Here is a 15,966-nt window from a genome sequence, read left to right on the forward strand (position 1 = left end):
GACACGTAGGCGTCGGCGAGTGAGCCGTGCGTGAACGCCACCACGTCATCCCGGCCGTCACCGTTGAAATCGGTCGGCGAACCACCGAAATACCGCGCGGCCGGCCCGCCACCGCCCTGGTTAACCAGTGAGAGGTAGTAGTTCCAGTTCCAGTTCGGCCCCGGGTCGGTGTGGTCGTTGCCCGGGATCTCGTTGTGCCCCTTGATTCCGGTCCGGTTCTTCGGGATGCCGTACTTGTCGCACAGGTAGCGCGTCAGCGCGGCCGAGGAACGGTACATCGCGTCGGTGAACCAGGCCGGGTTGTCCACGTACCCCTCGTGCTCGATGCCGACGCCGTACGCGTTGCCGGACCGGGCGTGGTACGCGGTGTCGCCCTCGCGGACCATCTGGGTGATCTCGCCGTTGCTGGACTTCACCACGTAGTGGGCGCTGACGCCGGACGACGGGTTCTGGAACCAGCTGACGGTGCCGGCGTACGAGCCCTGGGTGACGTGGAGGATCACGGTGGTGATCCGGCTGGACCGCCCGACGCCGTAGTTCGCGCCGTTCGCGGCGACCCACCGCGCCGCCGGGTACTCCGGCACGGCGGCGGCGAGCGTACGGGACGCCGTGCCGGCGGGCGGAACCGTGGCGTAGCGGCCGCGCTCCGGCTCGACCCGGTACGCCCGGACCGGCACGGCGCCCGGGATGCCCTGCTGCACCAGCTCGTAGATCCCGTCCGCGTACAGGCGGGCGGTGGCGTCGTCTGCCGCGCCGCCGTACCGCGCCACCACCGGATACCAGGCGGTGACCCGGTCCCGGTCCCGCGCGGTCAGCCCTTCGGCGTCGGCCAGTTCGCGCAGCACCGCCGCGCCGCCGCGGATGTTGGCGGGCGTGACGGTCTTCAGGCGCGCGACCGGCTCACCGGTCAACGCCGCCGCCCGTTCCAGGCTGCGCTGGGCGGGGTTGCTCACCAGGTGCATCACCCCGTAGCCGTTCGCCTGGCTCGGCTTGCCGCCGTGCCCGTCCAGGCGGGACTCGCCGTAGCCGACCGCCACCAGGACGTCCCGGGGCACGTCGTACTCCTGCGCCGCCCGCACGAAGGCGGTGTCCAGCGCGGTACGGCCCGGCGGCGTCGCGGACGCGGACGCGGGCTGCACCGCGACCGCGCCGGCGAGCGCCGCGGCCAGCAGGGCGACGCCGACGCGCCGCCGTCTCCGTCGTGTTCCGGCCACGGGGGCCTCCCATCCTGGCGTCACAGCGTCACCTCACCGGTGAGGCCGAAGTAGTCGTGCCACTTGCTGCTGGCACCGAACGTGGTGCCGGTGGACAGGGCGACGTAGACGTCGTTCGTGGCGCCCTTGGTGAAGACGATGAGGTCGTCCTTGCCGTCGCCGTTGGCGTCGCCCAGGTAGGGGAACTCGCCCGGCAGGCAGAAGAAGTCGTGCCATTTGATGGTGGTGCCGGTGAACGACGAACCGGTGGAGGTGGCGGCGTAGACGTCGGCGTCGGTGTTGCAGGTGAAGGTGACGATGTCGTCGCGTCCGTCACCGTTGATGTCGCCGACGCGGGGCTGCTCGGTGCCGACGGCGAACAGGTCGTGCCACTTCTGCGGCGCCCCGAAACCACTGCCCGTCGACAGGGCGACGATCACGTCCGCCGCCGACGCGGGGCCCTGGGTGAAGGTGATGATGTCATCGCGGCCGTCGCCGTTGACGTCCCCGAGCGCGGGGAACTCCCCGGCGATGGAGAAGTAGTCGTGCCACTTCACCGCCGTACCGGCGAACGACGAACCGGTCGACAACGCCACGTAGACGTCCGCCGTCGCGTCGTGCGTGAACGCGACGATGTCGTCGCGGCCGTCGCCGTTGACGTCGCCGACGGCGGCGATCTCCGCGCCGGGGGCGAACCAGTCGTGCCACCTGCCCGGCGACGTGAACGCCGACCCGTTCGACAGCGCCACGTACACGTCGCCGGTGTTGCCGTGCGCGAACGTGACGATGTCGTCGCGGCCGTCGCCGTTGACGTCGCCCGTCGACGCGGTCTCCCCGCCGATGGAGAAGAAGTCGTTCCACTTCACCGACGTCCCGGCGAAGCCGGTGCCGGTCGACGTGCTCGCGTACACGTCGGCGGTGGCGTTCTGGGTGAAGGTGAGGATGTCGTCGCGGCCGTCGCCGTTGACGTCCGTCGACGAGCCGCCGGCCATGCCGTGGGTACGCGCCGCCTGGTTGAGCAGCGTCCGCGCGGTCGCCGCCGCCTGGTCGTACCGGTCGGGGAAGCCTGACCGCTGGACGCACTGGGCGACCTGCCCGGCGGTGTGGCCGGGGTTGTTGCGGTCGCAGGTGATCGCGCGGGTGACGTACTGCGTGGTGGCGTAGACCGGGTCCATGATCTGCTCCAGGGTGCCCCAGCCGTAGTCCCAGCGCTGCTGGAACACGCCCAGGCTCGACTTGTCGCCGCAGGGCAGGTTGTTCATGTGGGACTCGACCCACCCCGCCTCGAAGGTGGAGAGCATGACCTTGTCGTCGACGTTGTACGACCGGGCCACCCGGTAGACGATCACGGTGACGGCGGGGTCGTGGGTGGCCGGGACGGACGGGCAGGCGAGCGTGCCGATCGGTACGGCGGCCGCCGGCGCGCCGACCGCGCCGGCCGCCGTGACGGTGCAGAGCGCGACAAGCAGCGCCAGCAGGTTTCGTCTCACCATGCTCCTCGGGGGTGTGGGCTGACCAGGCGGCGCCGGGCGAGAAATCGATTGCTGACGAGTCTCGTAGTCATCCACATCGATGTCAATAGCGCCGGCGGGCCCGGCCCACCCGGCCGGAAATCGATTGCTGGACGGGTATAGGATTCCGAGCGATCTCCCGCGGTGGCGGTCTCCCTCCGGTACGTCACCATCCGACGGGGGCCGGGTCGGAGCAGCCCGGGCGACGACGACGGGAGCGCGATGACGACCATCTACGACGTGGCGCGTCGCGCGGGAGTGTCACCGGCGACCGTCTCCCGCGTCCTCAACGGGCGCGCCTCGGTCGACCCGGAGATGGCCGCCCGGGTGCGGCAGGCCGCGCAGGACCTGGACTACCGCCCGAACGCCGTCGCGCGCAGCCTGCGCCGCAGCCGGACCAGTCTCTGGGCGGTCATCATCTCCGACATCGGGAACCCGTTCTTCACCTCGATGGTGCGCGGCGTCGAGGACGTCGCGCAGGAGGCCGGCTTCTCCGTCGTGCTCTGCAACGGCGACGAGGACCCGGAGAAGGAGGCCCGCTACGTGGCGGCGGCCCTGGCCGAGCGGATGGCCGGGGTGATCATCTCCTCGTCCGGGAAGCCCGCCCTGATCAGCCGCCTGGTGCAGGCGCGCATCCCGGTCGTGGCGATCGACCGGCAACCGCGCGGCGTCGAGGTGGACACCGTGCTGGTGGACAACACCCACGGCGCCGAGCAGGCGACCGCCCACCTGGTGCACAGCGGTTACCGGCGGATCGCGTGCATCACCGGCCCGCGCCGGATCTCCACCGCCATGCAGCGGCTGCGGGGCTACCAGCGGGCCCTGAAGGCCAGCGGACGCCAGGCCACCGAGGACCTGATCCGGTACGCCGACTTCCGCGAGGAGGGCGGCTACCGCGCGATGGCCTCGCTGCTGGAGACCGCCGAGCCGCCGGACGCGGTGTTCGCGGCGAACAACCTGATGACGGTGGGCGCCGTCGAATGCCTCGTGGACAACGGCATCGGCGTACCCGACCCGTTCGGCATCGTCGGGTTCGACGACATCCCGTGGGCGCACCTGGTCCGGCCCTCGCTGAGCACCGTCGCACAGCCCACGTACGACCTGGGACGGACCGCCGCGACGCTGCTGGTCGAGCGGATCGCCGACCCGGCCAAGGTGCCCTCGACCGTGGTGCTCCACACCGAGCTGCGGGTCCGTGAGAGCTCGGCGCCGTCGGCCCGCCGGCGGGGCCGAGCCGCCGGCCGTACCCCGTCGCACGGCACTGCCGCCGGCTCGCTCAGATCGTGACCTCCCCGCACAGGTGCACCCGTACGCCCAGCTCGGCGAAGAGGGCGGCCTTGACCCGTAGCGCGCGGTCGGCGGTGTCGGCGTCGGGCCCGTAGACCACGTTGACGTGATTGGCCTTGTGCCGGGCCATCAACTGGTCGCGGCCCACGCCGTGCAGCACGGCGTGCATGATCGGCCACTGCGGTGTGGTGGCGTCCAGCCGCCGCCGGGTCTCCGCCTCGGGCAGCTCCACCACGGTGCCGCGCCCGAGGTCCACGTGCAGGCAGCCGTCCATCACGAACACCCGCGACCAGACGATCTCCCCCGGCTTCGACACGCCGCTGAGCGTGCCGCCGCCGAGCGGGAAGTACATCGGCGGCTGACGCATGCTGTACGACCTGTCGTAGCCGCCGTTGTGCGACGCGGGCACCGAACCGGAGATCTCGAAGACCCAGACGAAGTGCTCGCCGTACCGCTGTCCCCAGCGGATGTCGTGCAGCGTCGTCGCCGGGTCCAGGCCCATCGCGGTCCAGATCCGGTTGGTGACAAGCGAGTCCACAGCGACGCCCTCGTCGACCTCGTTGAAGTGCGGCAGCGCCGCGCCCGGGTACAGCTCCCGGGAGCCGTCCCGGCTGGTCACCGGGGGGCGTTCGACGTTGTTCAGCAGCCCTTCGGCCAGGTCGCTGGCCGGGACGGTGTCCTTGAGCCCCTGCTGGTACTGGATGCCGACCGCGTCCAGGCCGAAGTCGTCGGCGATGCGCAGCGCGGCGACGTACATCCGGCACTGGCTGAGCAGTTGGGCGTACGTCAGTTCGGTGGCCTCGTCGGTGCCGGTGTGGAACGTCATCCCGGCCGTCTCCAGCCAGGCGAGCACCGCCCGCGCCTCGGTGTCGGGCACCCGCGCCATCTCCGCCACGAGCGCGCTCTGCGAGAGGCGTTCCTTGAAGATGCCGATCGGGTTGAGCAGCTCGTCGTCGATGATGGCGTTGTACATGCCCATGCAGCCCTCGTCGAAGACTCCGATGACGGCCCGCTCGGAGACGAGCTGCCGGGCCAGCGCCACGCCGAGTTCGACCTCCTCGTCCGGCCGCAGCGCCGGCAGCGGGCGTACGTGGCTCTCGTCGTGCGTCACCTCGCCGGTCTCCAGCCACTTCTTCAGGCCGTCACGCGCCCACTCGTCGGTGAAGTCCTCACTCCACAGCGTCGAGTACCGCACGCCCGCCTTGGTGAGGCTGCCGGCGAGGTTGAGCAGGCCCACCAGCCCGGGGTACTGCCCGCTCCAGTTCGCCACCAGCAGGATCGGCCCGCGGTGGGCGCGCAGCCCGGCCAGCACGTGGTGGCTGTACTGCCAGACCGCCTCCACCACGATGAGCGGCACGTCGGCCGGGATGCTCCGGAAGACCTCGATCCCGGCGCGCTGGCTGTCGATGAAGCCGTGTCCTCTGACCGGGTCGACGTCGTGACCGCGCCGGACGTGCCAGCCGAGCGCGGTGACGGCGGCGGCGAGGTCGGCTTCGAGCTGCCGCTGGGTGGGCCAGCAGGTGACGTTCGCGCTCAGCCGCAGGTCGCCGCTGGCCACTGTGTAGACGGTGCGGGGCGGGGCGGCCGGACGCTCGACCGGCACGGGCAGTGTGTAACGGGTCACGGGGCGGCTCCCTCGACGGGCGGACGGTGGGCGGGACGGGACGCGGCCGCGTTCAGAGGCCACCGAGCTTCGCGTACGCCTCGGCGGCGTTCTCCCTGGTGATCCGCATGGTGCCCAGCGTGGTGGTACGCGGGACGTCCTCGGCGCAGTCGACGAGGATCTTCCGGGCCAGCTCGACCGCCTCCCGGCCGCCGGTGGCGTACTGGAACGTGGCGCCGAGCCGGCCCTGCTCGACGGCCTTGATCCCGCCGGAGGGCACCGGCAGCGCGTCGATTCCGGTGAACTTGATCCGCTGCACCATGCCCGCCGACTTCGCGGCGAGGTAGGCGCCCTCGGCCATCGGGTCGTTGTGCGCGTAGATCGCGGACACATCCGGGTGGGCCTTGATCAGCGCGTCCGCCACCGACTGTCCCTTCTCGCGCAGCCAGTCGCCGGGCTGGGAGGCGACGATCTGGATCTTCGGGTTGGCGGCGATGCCGTCGCGGAAGCCCTGCGCGCGCTCGGCGGCGGGGGTCGAGCCGGGCAGCCCGGCGATCTCGATCACCTTGCCGCCGTCGGGCAGCAGCGTCGTGGCGTAGAACTCGCCGGCCGCCTTGCCGATCGCCACGTTGTCGCCGCCGATGAACGCGGTGTACGCCTCCCCCTCGACCTTGCGGTCCAGCACGATCACCGGCACGCCCTGGTCGTACGCCTTCTTCACCACAGCGGTCAGCGGCTTGGCCTCGTTCGGCGAGATGATCAGCAGGTTGATCTTCTGGGTGAGGAAGTTCTCCACGTCGGCGACCTGCTTGCTGTTGTCCTGCGCGGCGTCGGAGACCACGACGCGGAAGCCGGGAACCGACTTCGCCGCCGTCTGCACGTCGTTGTTCATCACCTGCCGGTACGGCTCGGCGTTGTTGGCCTGGGACATGCCGATCAGGAAGTCCTTGCCGGCGCCGCAGGCGCGGGCCTGCCCGGCGTCGTCGGACGGTTTCTCGACGCTGCACCCCGTCGCCGCCAGCGCGCCGGTGACCAGCAGCGCGAGCAGTGTGGTTCGCTTGTCCATCGGTGGCTCCTCGGAGTCGGTTCGGTCAGGCGATGCCGCGGCGCAGCTTCTGCAACGCCGCCGCGAGCACGATCACCAGTCCTTTGATCAGCAGCTGGACGTTGGCGTCGATGTTGTTGAGCGCGAGGATGTTGTTGAGGATGCCGAGCAGCAGCGCGCCGGCCAGGGTGCCGCCCATCGAGCCGGAGCCGCCGGCCAGGCTGGTGCCGCCGATGACGACGGCGGCGATCGCATCCAGCTCGTATCCGGCGCCGTCGTTCGGGCTGCCCTGGTTGAGCTGTCCCGCGTGGACGACGCCGGCCACCGCCGCCAGGAGGCCGGCGACGGCGAACACGGCGACCTTGACCCGGGTCACGGGTACGCCCGAGAGCCGGGCCGCCTTCTCGTTGCCGCCGATCGCGTAGACGTGCCGGGCGAACGCTGTCGTCCGCAGCACCACGACAGCGGCCACCCCGATCAGGACGAACAGCACCGCCGGCACCGGGAGCACGCCGTTTATCGAGCCGTTCAGCAGTTCGAAGGCGGGCGGCGCCTCCTGGGGTCCGTCGCCGTAGGCGATCGGGATGCCGAGGCCGCCGGACCAGATCCGGGCGATGCCCCGGGCGACCTGGAGACCGGCCAGGGTGACGATGAACGACTGGATGCCGAGGCGGGCCACGGCGTATCCCTGGAGTGCGCCGAACAGCGCGCCGATCGCGAGCACCGCCGCGACGGCGGGCAGGATGCCCAGCCCGGAGTCGACCATGAGCGTCGCGGTGCCGACTGCCGACAGGCCGAGGATCGCCCCGACCGACAGGTCGATGCCGCCGAGCAGGATGACGAATGTCATTCCGATCGCGATGATGCCGATCTCCGACACCGCGCGGACGATGTTCCCCAGGTTGCCGGCGGTGAGGAAGAGGATCTCGCCGTCGCGGCGCGGTGAGGCGAGGATCGCCACGACGAAGACCACGAGCAGCGCGAAGAGGCTCTGCACCGCGAAGAGCCGGTCGGCGAGTTCCCGGCGGCTGCGCGGGCGGCGCAGCCAGCGGGCGGTGGCGCCGCGCAGCCCGACCGTACCGGCGGCGGGCGGCGCCTCGGTCACGGCCGGCTCGGGCGGCGGCACGCGGGTGTCGGTCATCTGTCGTCCCTTCCGCCGGCCGGGCCGCCCATCGCCGCCGCGAGGATGTCCTCGCCGGTGCAGCCGTCGGTGGCGAGGTCGGCCACGGCACGGCCGCGGCGCAGCACCACCACCCGGTCGCAGACGCCGAGCAGCTCGGGCAGTTCCGAGGAGGCGAGCAGGATGCCCATGCCGTCGTCGGCGAGCCGGCGCAGCAGCCGGTAGATCTCCGCCTTCGCCCCGATGTCGACGCCGCGGGTCGGCTCGTCCAACAGGAGCAGCCGCGGCTCGGTGAGCAGGTGCCGGGCGAAGACCACCTTTTGCTGGTTGCCGCCGGAGAGCGCGCCGACCGGCGTGGCCGCCGACGCCGTCTTGATCGCCAGGCCGGTGACCGACCGCGCGACGGCGGCCCGTTCCCGGCGTCGGCTGACGATCCCGGCCGAGGTCAGCCTGGACAGCGCGGCCAGCACGATGCTCCGGCCGACCGGGTGTTCCAGGACGAGCGCGGAACGGCGCCGGTCCTCGGGGACGAAGCCGACGCCGGCACGCAGCGCCGCGCGGGGACGGCGCGGCGCGTACGGGCGGCCGGCCAGCAGGACCGTGCCGGTGCGGCGGCCGGCGGGCCCGGCGCCGAAGAGGGTCTCCAGCAGTTCGGTACGGCCGGCGCCCATCAGTCCGGCCAGGCCGACGATCTCGCCTGCGCGCACGGTCAGGCTGACGCCGTCCGGCTCGCAGCGGCCGGGCCGGGGCGCCCGGGGCCGCACGGCCAGGTCGGTGACGCGCAACAGCGGACCGGCACCGGTCCCGGCCGTCTCGCGGCGCGGAGCGGACGTGCCGGCCACGTCCGCCGTTTCGGGATGCGGAGCGGGACTGCCGGCCGGGTCCGCCGGCTCGGGATGCGGAGCGGGACTGCCGGCGGCGTCCGCCGGCTCGGGATGCGGGCCGGGGCTGCCGGCCGGGGCGGGCTTGAACAGCGACGCGGCCCGGCCGCCGACCATCATCGCCACGATCCGCCGCCGGTCCATCCGGCCGGCCGGCACGACACCGGCGACCGAACCGTTGCGCAGCACCGTCGCGCGGTCCGCGACGACCTCGATCTCCTCCATCCGGTGGGAGATGTAGACGACACCGACGCCCCGCCGGCGCAGGCCGTCGACGGTGGTGAACAGCCGCCGCACCTCCCCGTCGGCGAGCGCGGCCGTCGGCTCGTCCATGACGAGCACGCGGGCGTCCAGGGCGAGCGCCTTGGCGATCTCGACGAGCTGCTGCTCCCCCACCCGCAGCGAGCCCACCGGGCGGCGCGGGTCGATGTCGGCGCCGAGCCGGTCCAGGTGCTCCCGCGCGGTACGCGCCGCGGCCCGCCGGTCGACTGTGCGCAGCCGGGTCCGGGGCTCCCGCCCGAGCACCAGGTTGTCGGCCACCGACAGCGCGGGCACCAGGTCGAGTTCCTGGTGGATGGTCGCGATGCCGGCGGCCTGGGCGGCGGCCGGGCCGGTGAACCGTACCGGCGTCCCGTCGACTGTGACCTCTCCGTCGTAGTCGGTGATGACGCCGGAGAGAATGTTGATCAGGGTGGACTTGCCCGCGCCGTTCTCGCCCAGCAGCGCGTGCACCTCACCGGCGCGCACGTCGAAGTCGACGCCGTGGAGGGCAGTCACGCCGCCGAACCGCTTGGCCACGCCGGTCGTAGCGACCACCACCCGGCCGCTCGGGCCGGGCGCGTCGCGGGTGTCCACGCCGGTCACGGGATCGCGTTTGTCGCGGCGTGCGCGGCGTCGGCGAACGGCACGTCCCGCCGGACCCCGCTCGCGGTCAGGCGCCAGGTGCCGCCCGCGTACTGGCCGGGCGCCCAGGACAGGCCGCCGGCGCGCCACAGCGGTTGCCAGGCGGCCATCGCGTGGCCGGCGTCGTACCAGGTGTTGTCGCCGCGCCAGGCCGACCCCCACCGGTGCGACGCGACCACCGAGAGCCCGTCGCCGGTGCTCATCGTCCAGCGGGGCATGCCGGTGACGTCACCCGTCGGCCGCGCCTCCACCGCCGGGTCGCCGACCAGCGGGGACGCGCCGTCGATGTTGAACGCCACCTCCCACACCGCTGCGGTCGGCCACCCGTTCACCGACCAGGTGACGTCGCTCTGCAACCCGGGGCCGGTCCACCGGGGCGTCACGGTGAGCAGCCAGTCGGCGGTGACCGGCTCGTCGCCGAACGGGATGCCGACCAGGTTGATCCGGGAGCCGTCGGCCGACACGTCGACCCGGGCCGGGGCGCCGGCCCGGTCGGTCACGTCGAACCGGCCGACGGCGAGGTACGGGCCGGTTCCCCGGTGCGACGAGTCGAGCGCGGGACGGTGGTTGCCGGCGCCGGCCGGGTCCACCGCCAGCTCGGCGATCCGGGCGCTGGGCCAGGTGCGCACGTCGGCGCGGAGGAAACCGGTGGTCACCGTCCAGCCGCGCGCCACCACGCCGGTCGACCAGGTCAGCGGCGCCAGCCAGAGCCCGCCCTGACCCCAGCCGGCGTGGGTCAGGTACCAGTTGGAGCCGTCCACCACGACCTCGGCGGCGTGCGCGTCCAGCACCGTCACCTTCTCCGCGCCGTCGAAGCGCAGCGGGTCGCGGCTGCGGTAGACGGCCGTCCGCCGGTACGCGGCGCCGTAGTCGGTGCCGTCGCAGCAGACGAAGAGGTACCACCAATCTCCTCGGCGCACCACGAACGGCGACTCCGTCTGCCCGCCCGCCTGCCCGGTGTGCGGCGACGTGTACGCGATCGCGCGGCCGCTCCACGAACGCAGGTCGGTGCTGGTCCGGTACGCCACGACGTGGTTGCCGCCGGACGGGCTCGACGTGGCCGTGTAGTACATGACCCAGCGGTCGCCGACCCGGGTCACCATCGGGTCGCGGCCCTCCCACCCGTCGGTGAACAGCGGGTTGGCGGAGCTGCGGGTCCAGGTGAACAGGTCGGTCGAGGTGGCCAGGTGCATGCGGTACCGGGCGTAGTCCGGGTTCCCGGCCGCGTAGAACATGTAGTAGACGCCGTCGTGGTGGACGACGTGCGGGGCCCAGATCCACTGCTCCCCGGCCCCGGGGTCGGCGGCCAGCGCCACCGGCCGTTTCGTCCACGGGCCGCTCGGGGTGGGCGCGGTGGCGTGCCCGAAGACCTTCTCGTCCTGCGGCGCGCCGGGTTCGGCGTGGGTGATGCCGAACAGGTGCCACACACCGGTCTGCTGGTGCCGTACCAGCGTGTGGTCGTTGTAGTACCAGGTCGTCGACTCCCCCGCGCTCGGGTCGTAGACGCGGGTGGACGCGCCCCGCGCCGGCGTCTCGCCGAGCGTCTCGTACGGCGTCGTGGTGACCGCCGCGAGCGGGCCGACGCGGCGCAGCGTCACCGTGTCGAGCCCGGCGAAGAAGCCGGTGGAGGACGCGGACCGGCCGGTCACCGTGACGGTGAGGCGGTGCGTGCCGGCCGCCAGCGACGCCGAGCCCAGCGGTACCGCGCCGGAGCGCTGCACCGCGCCCGCGTACCCGTCGAAGAGCTGGCCCACCGCGACCCCGTCGACGGCGAAGCGCAGCGTGCCGTAGTCGCCGGCCCGGGTGAGCACCGCGCCGAGGTCGTACTGCCCGGCCGGCACCGACGGCAGCGTGAGCGTCACCGAGTCACCGGCGCGGGCGCCCCGGAACCACAGTTGCCGTCCGCCGGACCAGCTCACCCCGCAGCAGTCGGCCTGCGCGCCGACCGGCGCGGTGGCGGAGACGACGGCGAGCGACTCGGCTTCGAACCGGACCGGGTCGTCGGCCGGTGCCGGACCGGCCGGGACGGCGGCCAGGGCCGCCCCGAGCAGGAGCGCCGCGAGGACACGTCGGGCGCGCATCACGACACGCTCGGGCGGGGCAGGTCGGCGCCGGGGGCGAACTGGTCGTGCCAGCGGCTCCCCGGTGGGCCGAATCCTCCGCCGGTGGAGAGCGAGACGAACACGTCAGCGGTCAGGCCCCTGGTGAACGTGACCACGTCGGCCCGCCCGTCACCGTTGAAGTCCCCCACGCCGGGCAGCTCGTCGCCGAAGGCGAAGTGGTCGTGCCACTTCCAGGAGTGCTGCACGAAGCGGCCGCCGTCGGAGAGCGACACGAACACGTCGCCGGTCGTACCCCTGGTGAACGTCACGATGTCGTCCCGGCCGTCACCGTCCACGTCGCCCACCGCCGGCAGCTCGTTGCCGACGGCGAAGCTGTCGTGCCACTTCCAGCCGTCCTCCACGAAGCGGGTGCCGTCGGAGAGCGACACGAACACGTCGCCGGTCGTACCCCTGGTGAACGTCACGATGTCGTCCCGGCCGTCGCCGTCCACGTCGCCCACCGCCGGGAACTCGTCGCCGAGCGCGAAGTGGTCGTGCCACTTCACACCGGGCCCGAAGCCGGAGCCGGTGGAGAGCGCCACGTAGACGTCGGCGGCGGCGCCGCGGGTGAACGTGACGATGTCGGCACGGCCGTCGCCGTTGACGTCGCCGACCGCCGGGATCTCGGCGCCGACGGCGAAGAAGTCGTGCCACTTGACCCCGGCGGCGTACCCGGCGCCGGTGGAGAGCCCGACGTAGACGTCCGCGCTGTCGCCACGGGTGAACGTGATGACGTCCGCGCGGCCGTCGCCGTTGACGTCGCCGGTGAGCGGCACCTCCGCCCCGACCGCGAAGAAGTCGTTCCAGGGCCGGCTGTCCGGCACGAAACGGGTGCCGTCGGAGAGCGAGGTGAACACGTCGGCGGCGGCGCCGCGGGTGAAGTCGACGGCGTCGTCGCGGCGGTCGCCGTCGGCGTCGCTGGTGTTTCGGGTACGGGTGGTGGCCGACACCTCGGCCGAGGGCGCGGCGGTGTTGCCCGACCCGTCGACCGTTACGACCCGGTAGTAGCGGGTCTGCGCGGCGGGCAGCGGACCGTGCCGGAACGTGGTGGCACGCGTCGTGCCGACCAGGTTGGCGGCGGTGATCACCACCCCGGGGCTTCGGGACGCGTAGACGCGGTAGGAGACCACGCCGACGTCGTCGGCGGAGGGGGACCAGGTCAGGCCCAGCGCGTGCACGCGCCCGCCGGTCAGGGCGAGACCGGCGACCGGGGCCGGGGCGACGGTGTCGGTGAACGGCGCCACCATGCTGTCGGCCAGGTACCGGGAGGCGGTCCAGGCGGGTGCGCCGCTCGCCGGGGTGAGCTGGACGGTCACCGCCGACCGGCCCGCCGTCAGCGCCGCCGGCAGCACGAACTCGTCGGCCAGCCAGCGCTGCCTGTCGTTGCCCAGCGGCTGGAGCCACACCCCGGCCGGTGTGCCGTCCACCGACACGGCCGCCTGCTGGAAGCCGCCGGCCTGGTCGCCGTGGCGGCGCAGCCGTACCCCCTGGTTGGCCGGGTCGATCGCCAGCCGGAAGCGGACCGGGGCGGTCGTCGCGCGGACCTGGCCGGTCTGCGGGACGTTGTCGTCGTCGCCCTCGAACGCGGCGGTGAGCGCGGTCTGGGTCGCCCCGGAGTCGGTGTACGCGTGCGCGGCGCGGCTGGCGGCGTCGCCGGTGACGACGGTGTCGGTCCGGCGCGTGGTGACGGTGCGCTGGGTGTAGAGGAACGCGGTCGAGGCGTACTCGGCGGGCATGTCGTTGGCCGGTCCGTGCTCGATGCCGAAGCGCAGCGCGGTGCCGTAGGCCACCGCGTCGCCGATCATCAGCCGGTAGGCGGCGTCGCACTCGTCGGCGCATCCGCCGCCGCGGACCAGGTGCGCGGTGTTGCCGGTGAAGACGCCGCTGTACTCGCCGCGGTTGAAGTACCAGCCCGACTCGTAGAAGTCCTCGGTGCCGGTGCCGTAGATCTGCGGCGTGGGCGAACCGTCCACGTACACCCGCTCGTCGCCCTCCAGGTAGTTGCGGGTGTTGCCGCCGATGATGTGGCCGCGCATGGTCTGCGAGACGCCCACGAACCGGCCCCGGCCGGACTGGTCGGCGATGATCCAGTCGGCGCCGCCGACCGTCTCCGCGCGGCGTGACTGGGTGGTGAAGTAGCCGGCGCTGCCGTCGGCGGCGAGCCGGGACGTCCACTCGGCGCCGGGCGCCGACGTCACCTCGACCTCGACGCCGCTGACTGTGGCGCCTGTCGTGTTGACGAGCGTCACGGCGGCGGCGGTGCGGAACGGCATCGGCCACCAGGCGCTGTACCAGCCGCCGGGCGCGGAGTCCATGGCGAACATCAGCGACCGGACGGTGCGCTCGCCCAGCCCGGCGCCGAAGAACTCCCCGACCGGGCTGTCCACCGTGGCGCGCCCGTCGAACGTCATCCGCAGCCGCAGCCCGGCGAGCGTCGGCGCGCCCGCCGCGGCGTCCGGTACGCGCAGCCGCATCGCGGTGATCGCCCGCGGCCCGGTCAGCGCGGCCAGCGACACCTGGCCCTGCGCCGGGGCGGTGACGGTGGCTCGGGTGGTGGCGGCGCCGGCCTGGGCGGGCTTCGGGTCGCGGGTGCCGGCGGCGCGCAGCAGCGTGACCACGTCGGTGGCCGGGTCGGCCGGGTCGAACCGGGACACCCCTGCCGCGTCGGCGAAGGTGCGGTAGGCCACGTGGTGGAACAGCGGGTTGTTCTGGGTGGTGATCCGCATGGACTCCCGGTAGGGCATCGGCACCTTGACGGTGACGCCGCCGGACGTCTGGTCGGCGTTGCTGACGAGCGGCGCGACGAACGGGCTGCCGAGCCGCCCGTCGACCAGGTCCTGGAGGTCGGCCTGGACGACCACGACGCCGTCGAGTTCGACGCGGATCCAGCCGGTGGCGCGGACGTTGCCGTCGTCGCGGGTGAACCAGATCGACTGCACCTCGCCCGGGCCGCGCGCCTCGGCGATCACGCAGCCGCCGCTCTGGCGCAGGCACGACCAGGTGCCGACGAAGCCGTCGTCGTTGGAACCGTCGCGGCCGAAGCTGGAGAACTGGTGGGTACGGCTGCCGGCGGCCAGCTCCGGCAGGCGGTCGAGCCGCCGGTAGGCGTCCCAGCCGATCGGGCCCTTGTCGTCCGCGACGGCGAGAGCGGTAGCGGGCGCCGACGTGGCGGTCGGAGCGGCGGACGAGGCCGCGGGCACGGCCACGGCCAGCAGCGCGACTGCTGCGGCGCCGGCCCAACGGCTGAAGCGGAGCCTCATCGGTGTCCCTTCCGAGCGCCGTGAGATCAGCGAGAAATCGATTGCTGGCGAGTTAACTTCCCGACTTCCACGGTTGTCAATACCTTGCGCCCGGCTTTCCCTCCGGGGCAGGAATCTTCACGGCACGCCGGCCCCTGACCCGCCCAGCCAGGCCCGGCGGAACCGGCACTGAAGGAAGTTTTCCTCCGACACGAACCACCCCGGCGGGTATTGACAGGTTCCGAAGTCTGCGGTTTCACTTCTCCTCAGCGCCACCGTCCCGCCGATCGGGACGCCAGCCGCCCCTCCTCCGACGCGAACTGTCAGGGCCCGCCCGTCGGCGACACCGGCCCCTGGCCTGACGCGCCCAGGCGCCGCTCTGCCAGTGCATCCCCTCCGATGAGGAGTTTCCGCATGCCCAGCTTCCCGACACGTGCCGCCCGGCGCGCCCTCGTCGCGCTGCTCACACTGGCCGCGGCCACCCTCACCGCGGTCGTGGTCACCCCGTCACCGGCGCTGGCCGCGCCGAACTTCAAGGCGCCGTTCCCGTGCGGGCAGCGGTGGACGTACAGCCACCACAGCGCCGAGGTGCGGCAGGCGCTGGACTTCGTCCGGGCCGACGGCGGCGTCACCGGCGGTACGCCCCAGGTGGCGTCCGCCGCCGGAGTCGCCCGCCGCTACTCGCAGCCCAGCGGCGCCGGCAACTACATCGTCATCGACCACGGCGGCGGGTGGACCACCTACTACTTCCATCTCAGCGCCTATTCGGTGCCCGACGGCGCCTACGTGCAGCAGGGGCAGCAGATCGGGATCACCGGCAGCACCGGCAACTCCTCCGGGGCGCACGTGCACTACGAGCAGCTCTACAACGGCGTCGGCCAGGTCATCTCGATAAACGGCGTCTCGCTCGCGCCGTATCCCGGCCAGTACAACCAGAGGTTCCTGGTCAGCGACAACTGCGGTACGCCACCGCCGCCGCCCGCGCCCCGGTATTTCGGTGGTTCGCCGACCGATTTCAACGGTGACGGCCGGGATGACGTGGTGGCGTTCACGCACGGCTCACTCGCCGACGCCTACGTGTC

General features: G+C 72.8%; 10 protein-coding genes. 2 read left to right on the forward strand and 8 right to left on the reverse strand.

Annotation, left to right across the window (positions count from 1 at the left end; translation table 11 throughout):
* Both AB0B20_RS28730 and AB0B20_RS28735 read right to left on the reverse strand, forming a co-directional pair.
* Positions 1–1,214, reverse strand: a 1,214-nt coding sequence (locus AB0B20_RS28730) for an N-acetylmuramoyl-L-alanine amidase (protein WP_357475016.1), incomplete at its 3' end; no start/stop codon positions are given.
* 20 nt (positions 1,215–1,234) lie between these two features.
* Complete coding sequence (locus AB0B20_RS28735; RefSeq protein WP_357475019.1) at positions 1,235–2,683, reverse strand: VCBS repeat-containing protein; 1,449 nt, start codon at positions 2,681–2,683, stop codon at positions 1,235–1,237.
* Between the two features lie 243 nt (positions 2,684–2,926).
* Here AB0B20_RS28735 and AB0B20_RS28740 point away from each other — a divergent pair, with 243 nt between their 5' ends.
* Entirely contained in the window at positions 2,927–3,991 is a 1,065-nt protein-coding gene (locus AB0B20_RS28740) for a LacI family DNA-binding transcriptional regulator (protein ID WP_357390991.1), read from the forward strand.
* Here the strand turns inward: AB0B20_RS28740 and AB0B20_RS28745 are convergent.
* From AB0B20_RS28745 to AB0B20_RS28770, 6 genes are read right to left on the reverse strand one after another with little or no spacing between them, the layout of a single operon-like run.
* The gene (locus AB0B20_RS28745; RefSeq protein WP_357390989.1) at positions 3,981–5,615 is read right to left on the reverse strand and encodes a fucose isomerase; all 1,635 of its coding nucleotides are present in this window, start codon (positions 5,613–5,615) and stop codon (positions 3,981–3,983) included. The genes AB0B20_RS28740 and AB0B20_RS28745 overlap by 11 nt on opposite strands.
* A gap of 52 nt (positions 5,616–5,667) precedes the next feature.
* Entirely contained in the window at positions 5,668–6,660 is a 993-nt protein-coding gene (locus tag AB0B20_RS28750) for a substrate-binding domain-containing protein (protein ID WP_357390987.1), read from the reverse strand.
* Positions 6,661–6,685: 25 nt separating this feature from the next.
* On the reverse strand, positions 6,686–7,780 hold the full coding sequence (locus AB0B20_RS28755; RefSeq protein ID WP_357390985.1) for an ABC transporter permease: 1,095 nt from the start codon (positions 7,778–7,780) through the stop codon (positions 6,686–6,688).
* On the reverse strand, positions 7,777–9,504 hold the full coding sequence (locus AB0B20_RS28760) for an ATP-binding cassette domain-containing protein (protein ID WP_357390983.1): 1,728 nt from the start codon (positions 9,502–9,504) through the stop codon (positions 7,777–7,779). The genes AB0B20_RS28755 and AB0B20_RS28760 overlap by 4 nt, the downstream gene beginning before the upstream one ends.
* Positions 9,501–11,624 carry a family 43 glycosylhydrolase gene (locus tag AB0B20_RS28765; protein ID WP_357390981.1) on the reverse strand — a complete coding sequence of 708 codons (2,124 nt, stop codon included), beginning with the start codon at positions 11,622–11,624 and terminating at the stop codon, positions 9,501–9,503. Before AB0B20_RS28765 ends, AB0B20_RS28760 begins: the two co-directional genes overlap by 4 nt.
* Positions 11,624–14,905, reverse strand: a complete 3,282-nt coding sequence (locus AB0B20_RS28770) for a DUF2961 domain-containing protein (protein WP_357475022.1) — start codon at positions 14,903–14,905, stop codon at positions 11,624–11,626. Before AB0B20_RS28770 ends, AB0B20_RS28765 begins: the two co-directional genes overlap by 1 nt.
* A 393-nt stretch (positions 14,906–15,298) precedes the next feature.
* Here AB0B20_RS28770 and AB0B20_RS28775 point away from each other — a divergent pair.
* A partial coding sequence (locus AB0B20_RS28775) for a M23 family metallopeptidase (RefSeq protein ID WP_357475024.1) occupies positions 15,299–15,966 on the forward strand: 668 nt, incomplete at its 3' end.

Origin of the sequence: Micromonospora sp. NPDC049151 (assembly GCF_040648395.1) — a bacterium.
In the GTDB taxonomy this organism is placed as follows: Bacteria; Actinomycetota; Actinomycetes; order Mycobacteriales; family Micromonosporaceae; genus Micromonospora.

Bases quoted from the DNA above. Each gene is read 5' to 3' on its own strand.
- AB0B20_RS28740 (WP_357390991.1), top strand. From the start codon at position 2,927: ATGACGACCATCTACGACGTGGCGCGTCGCGCGGGAGTGTCACCGGCG.
- AB0B20_RS28750 (WP_357390987.1), bottom strand. From the start codon at position 6,660: ATGGACAAGCGAACCACACTGCTCGCGCTGCTGGTCACCGGCGCGCTG.
- AB0B20_RS28755 (WP_357390985.1), bottom strand. From the start codon at position 7,780: ATGACCGACACCCGCGTGCCGCCGCCCGAGCCGGCCGTGACCGAGGCG.
- AB0B20_RS28765 (WP_357390981.1), bottom strand. From the start codon at position 11,624: ATGCGCGCCCGACGTGTCCTCGCGGCGCTCCTGCTCGGGGCGGCCCTG.
- AB0B20_RS28770 (WP_357475022.1), bottom strand. From the start codon at position 14,905: ATGAGGCTCCGCTTCAGCCGTTGGGCCGGCGCCGCAGCAGTCGCGCTG.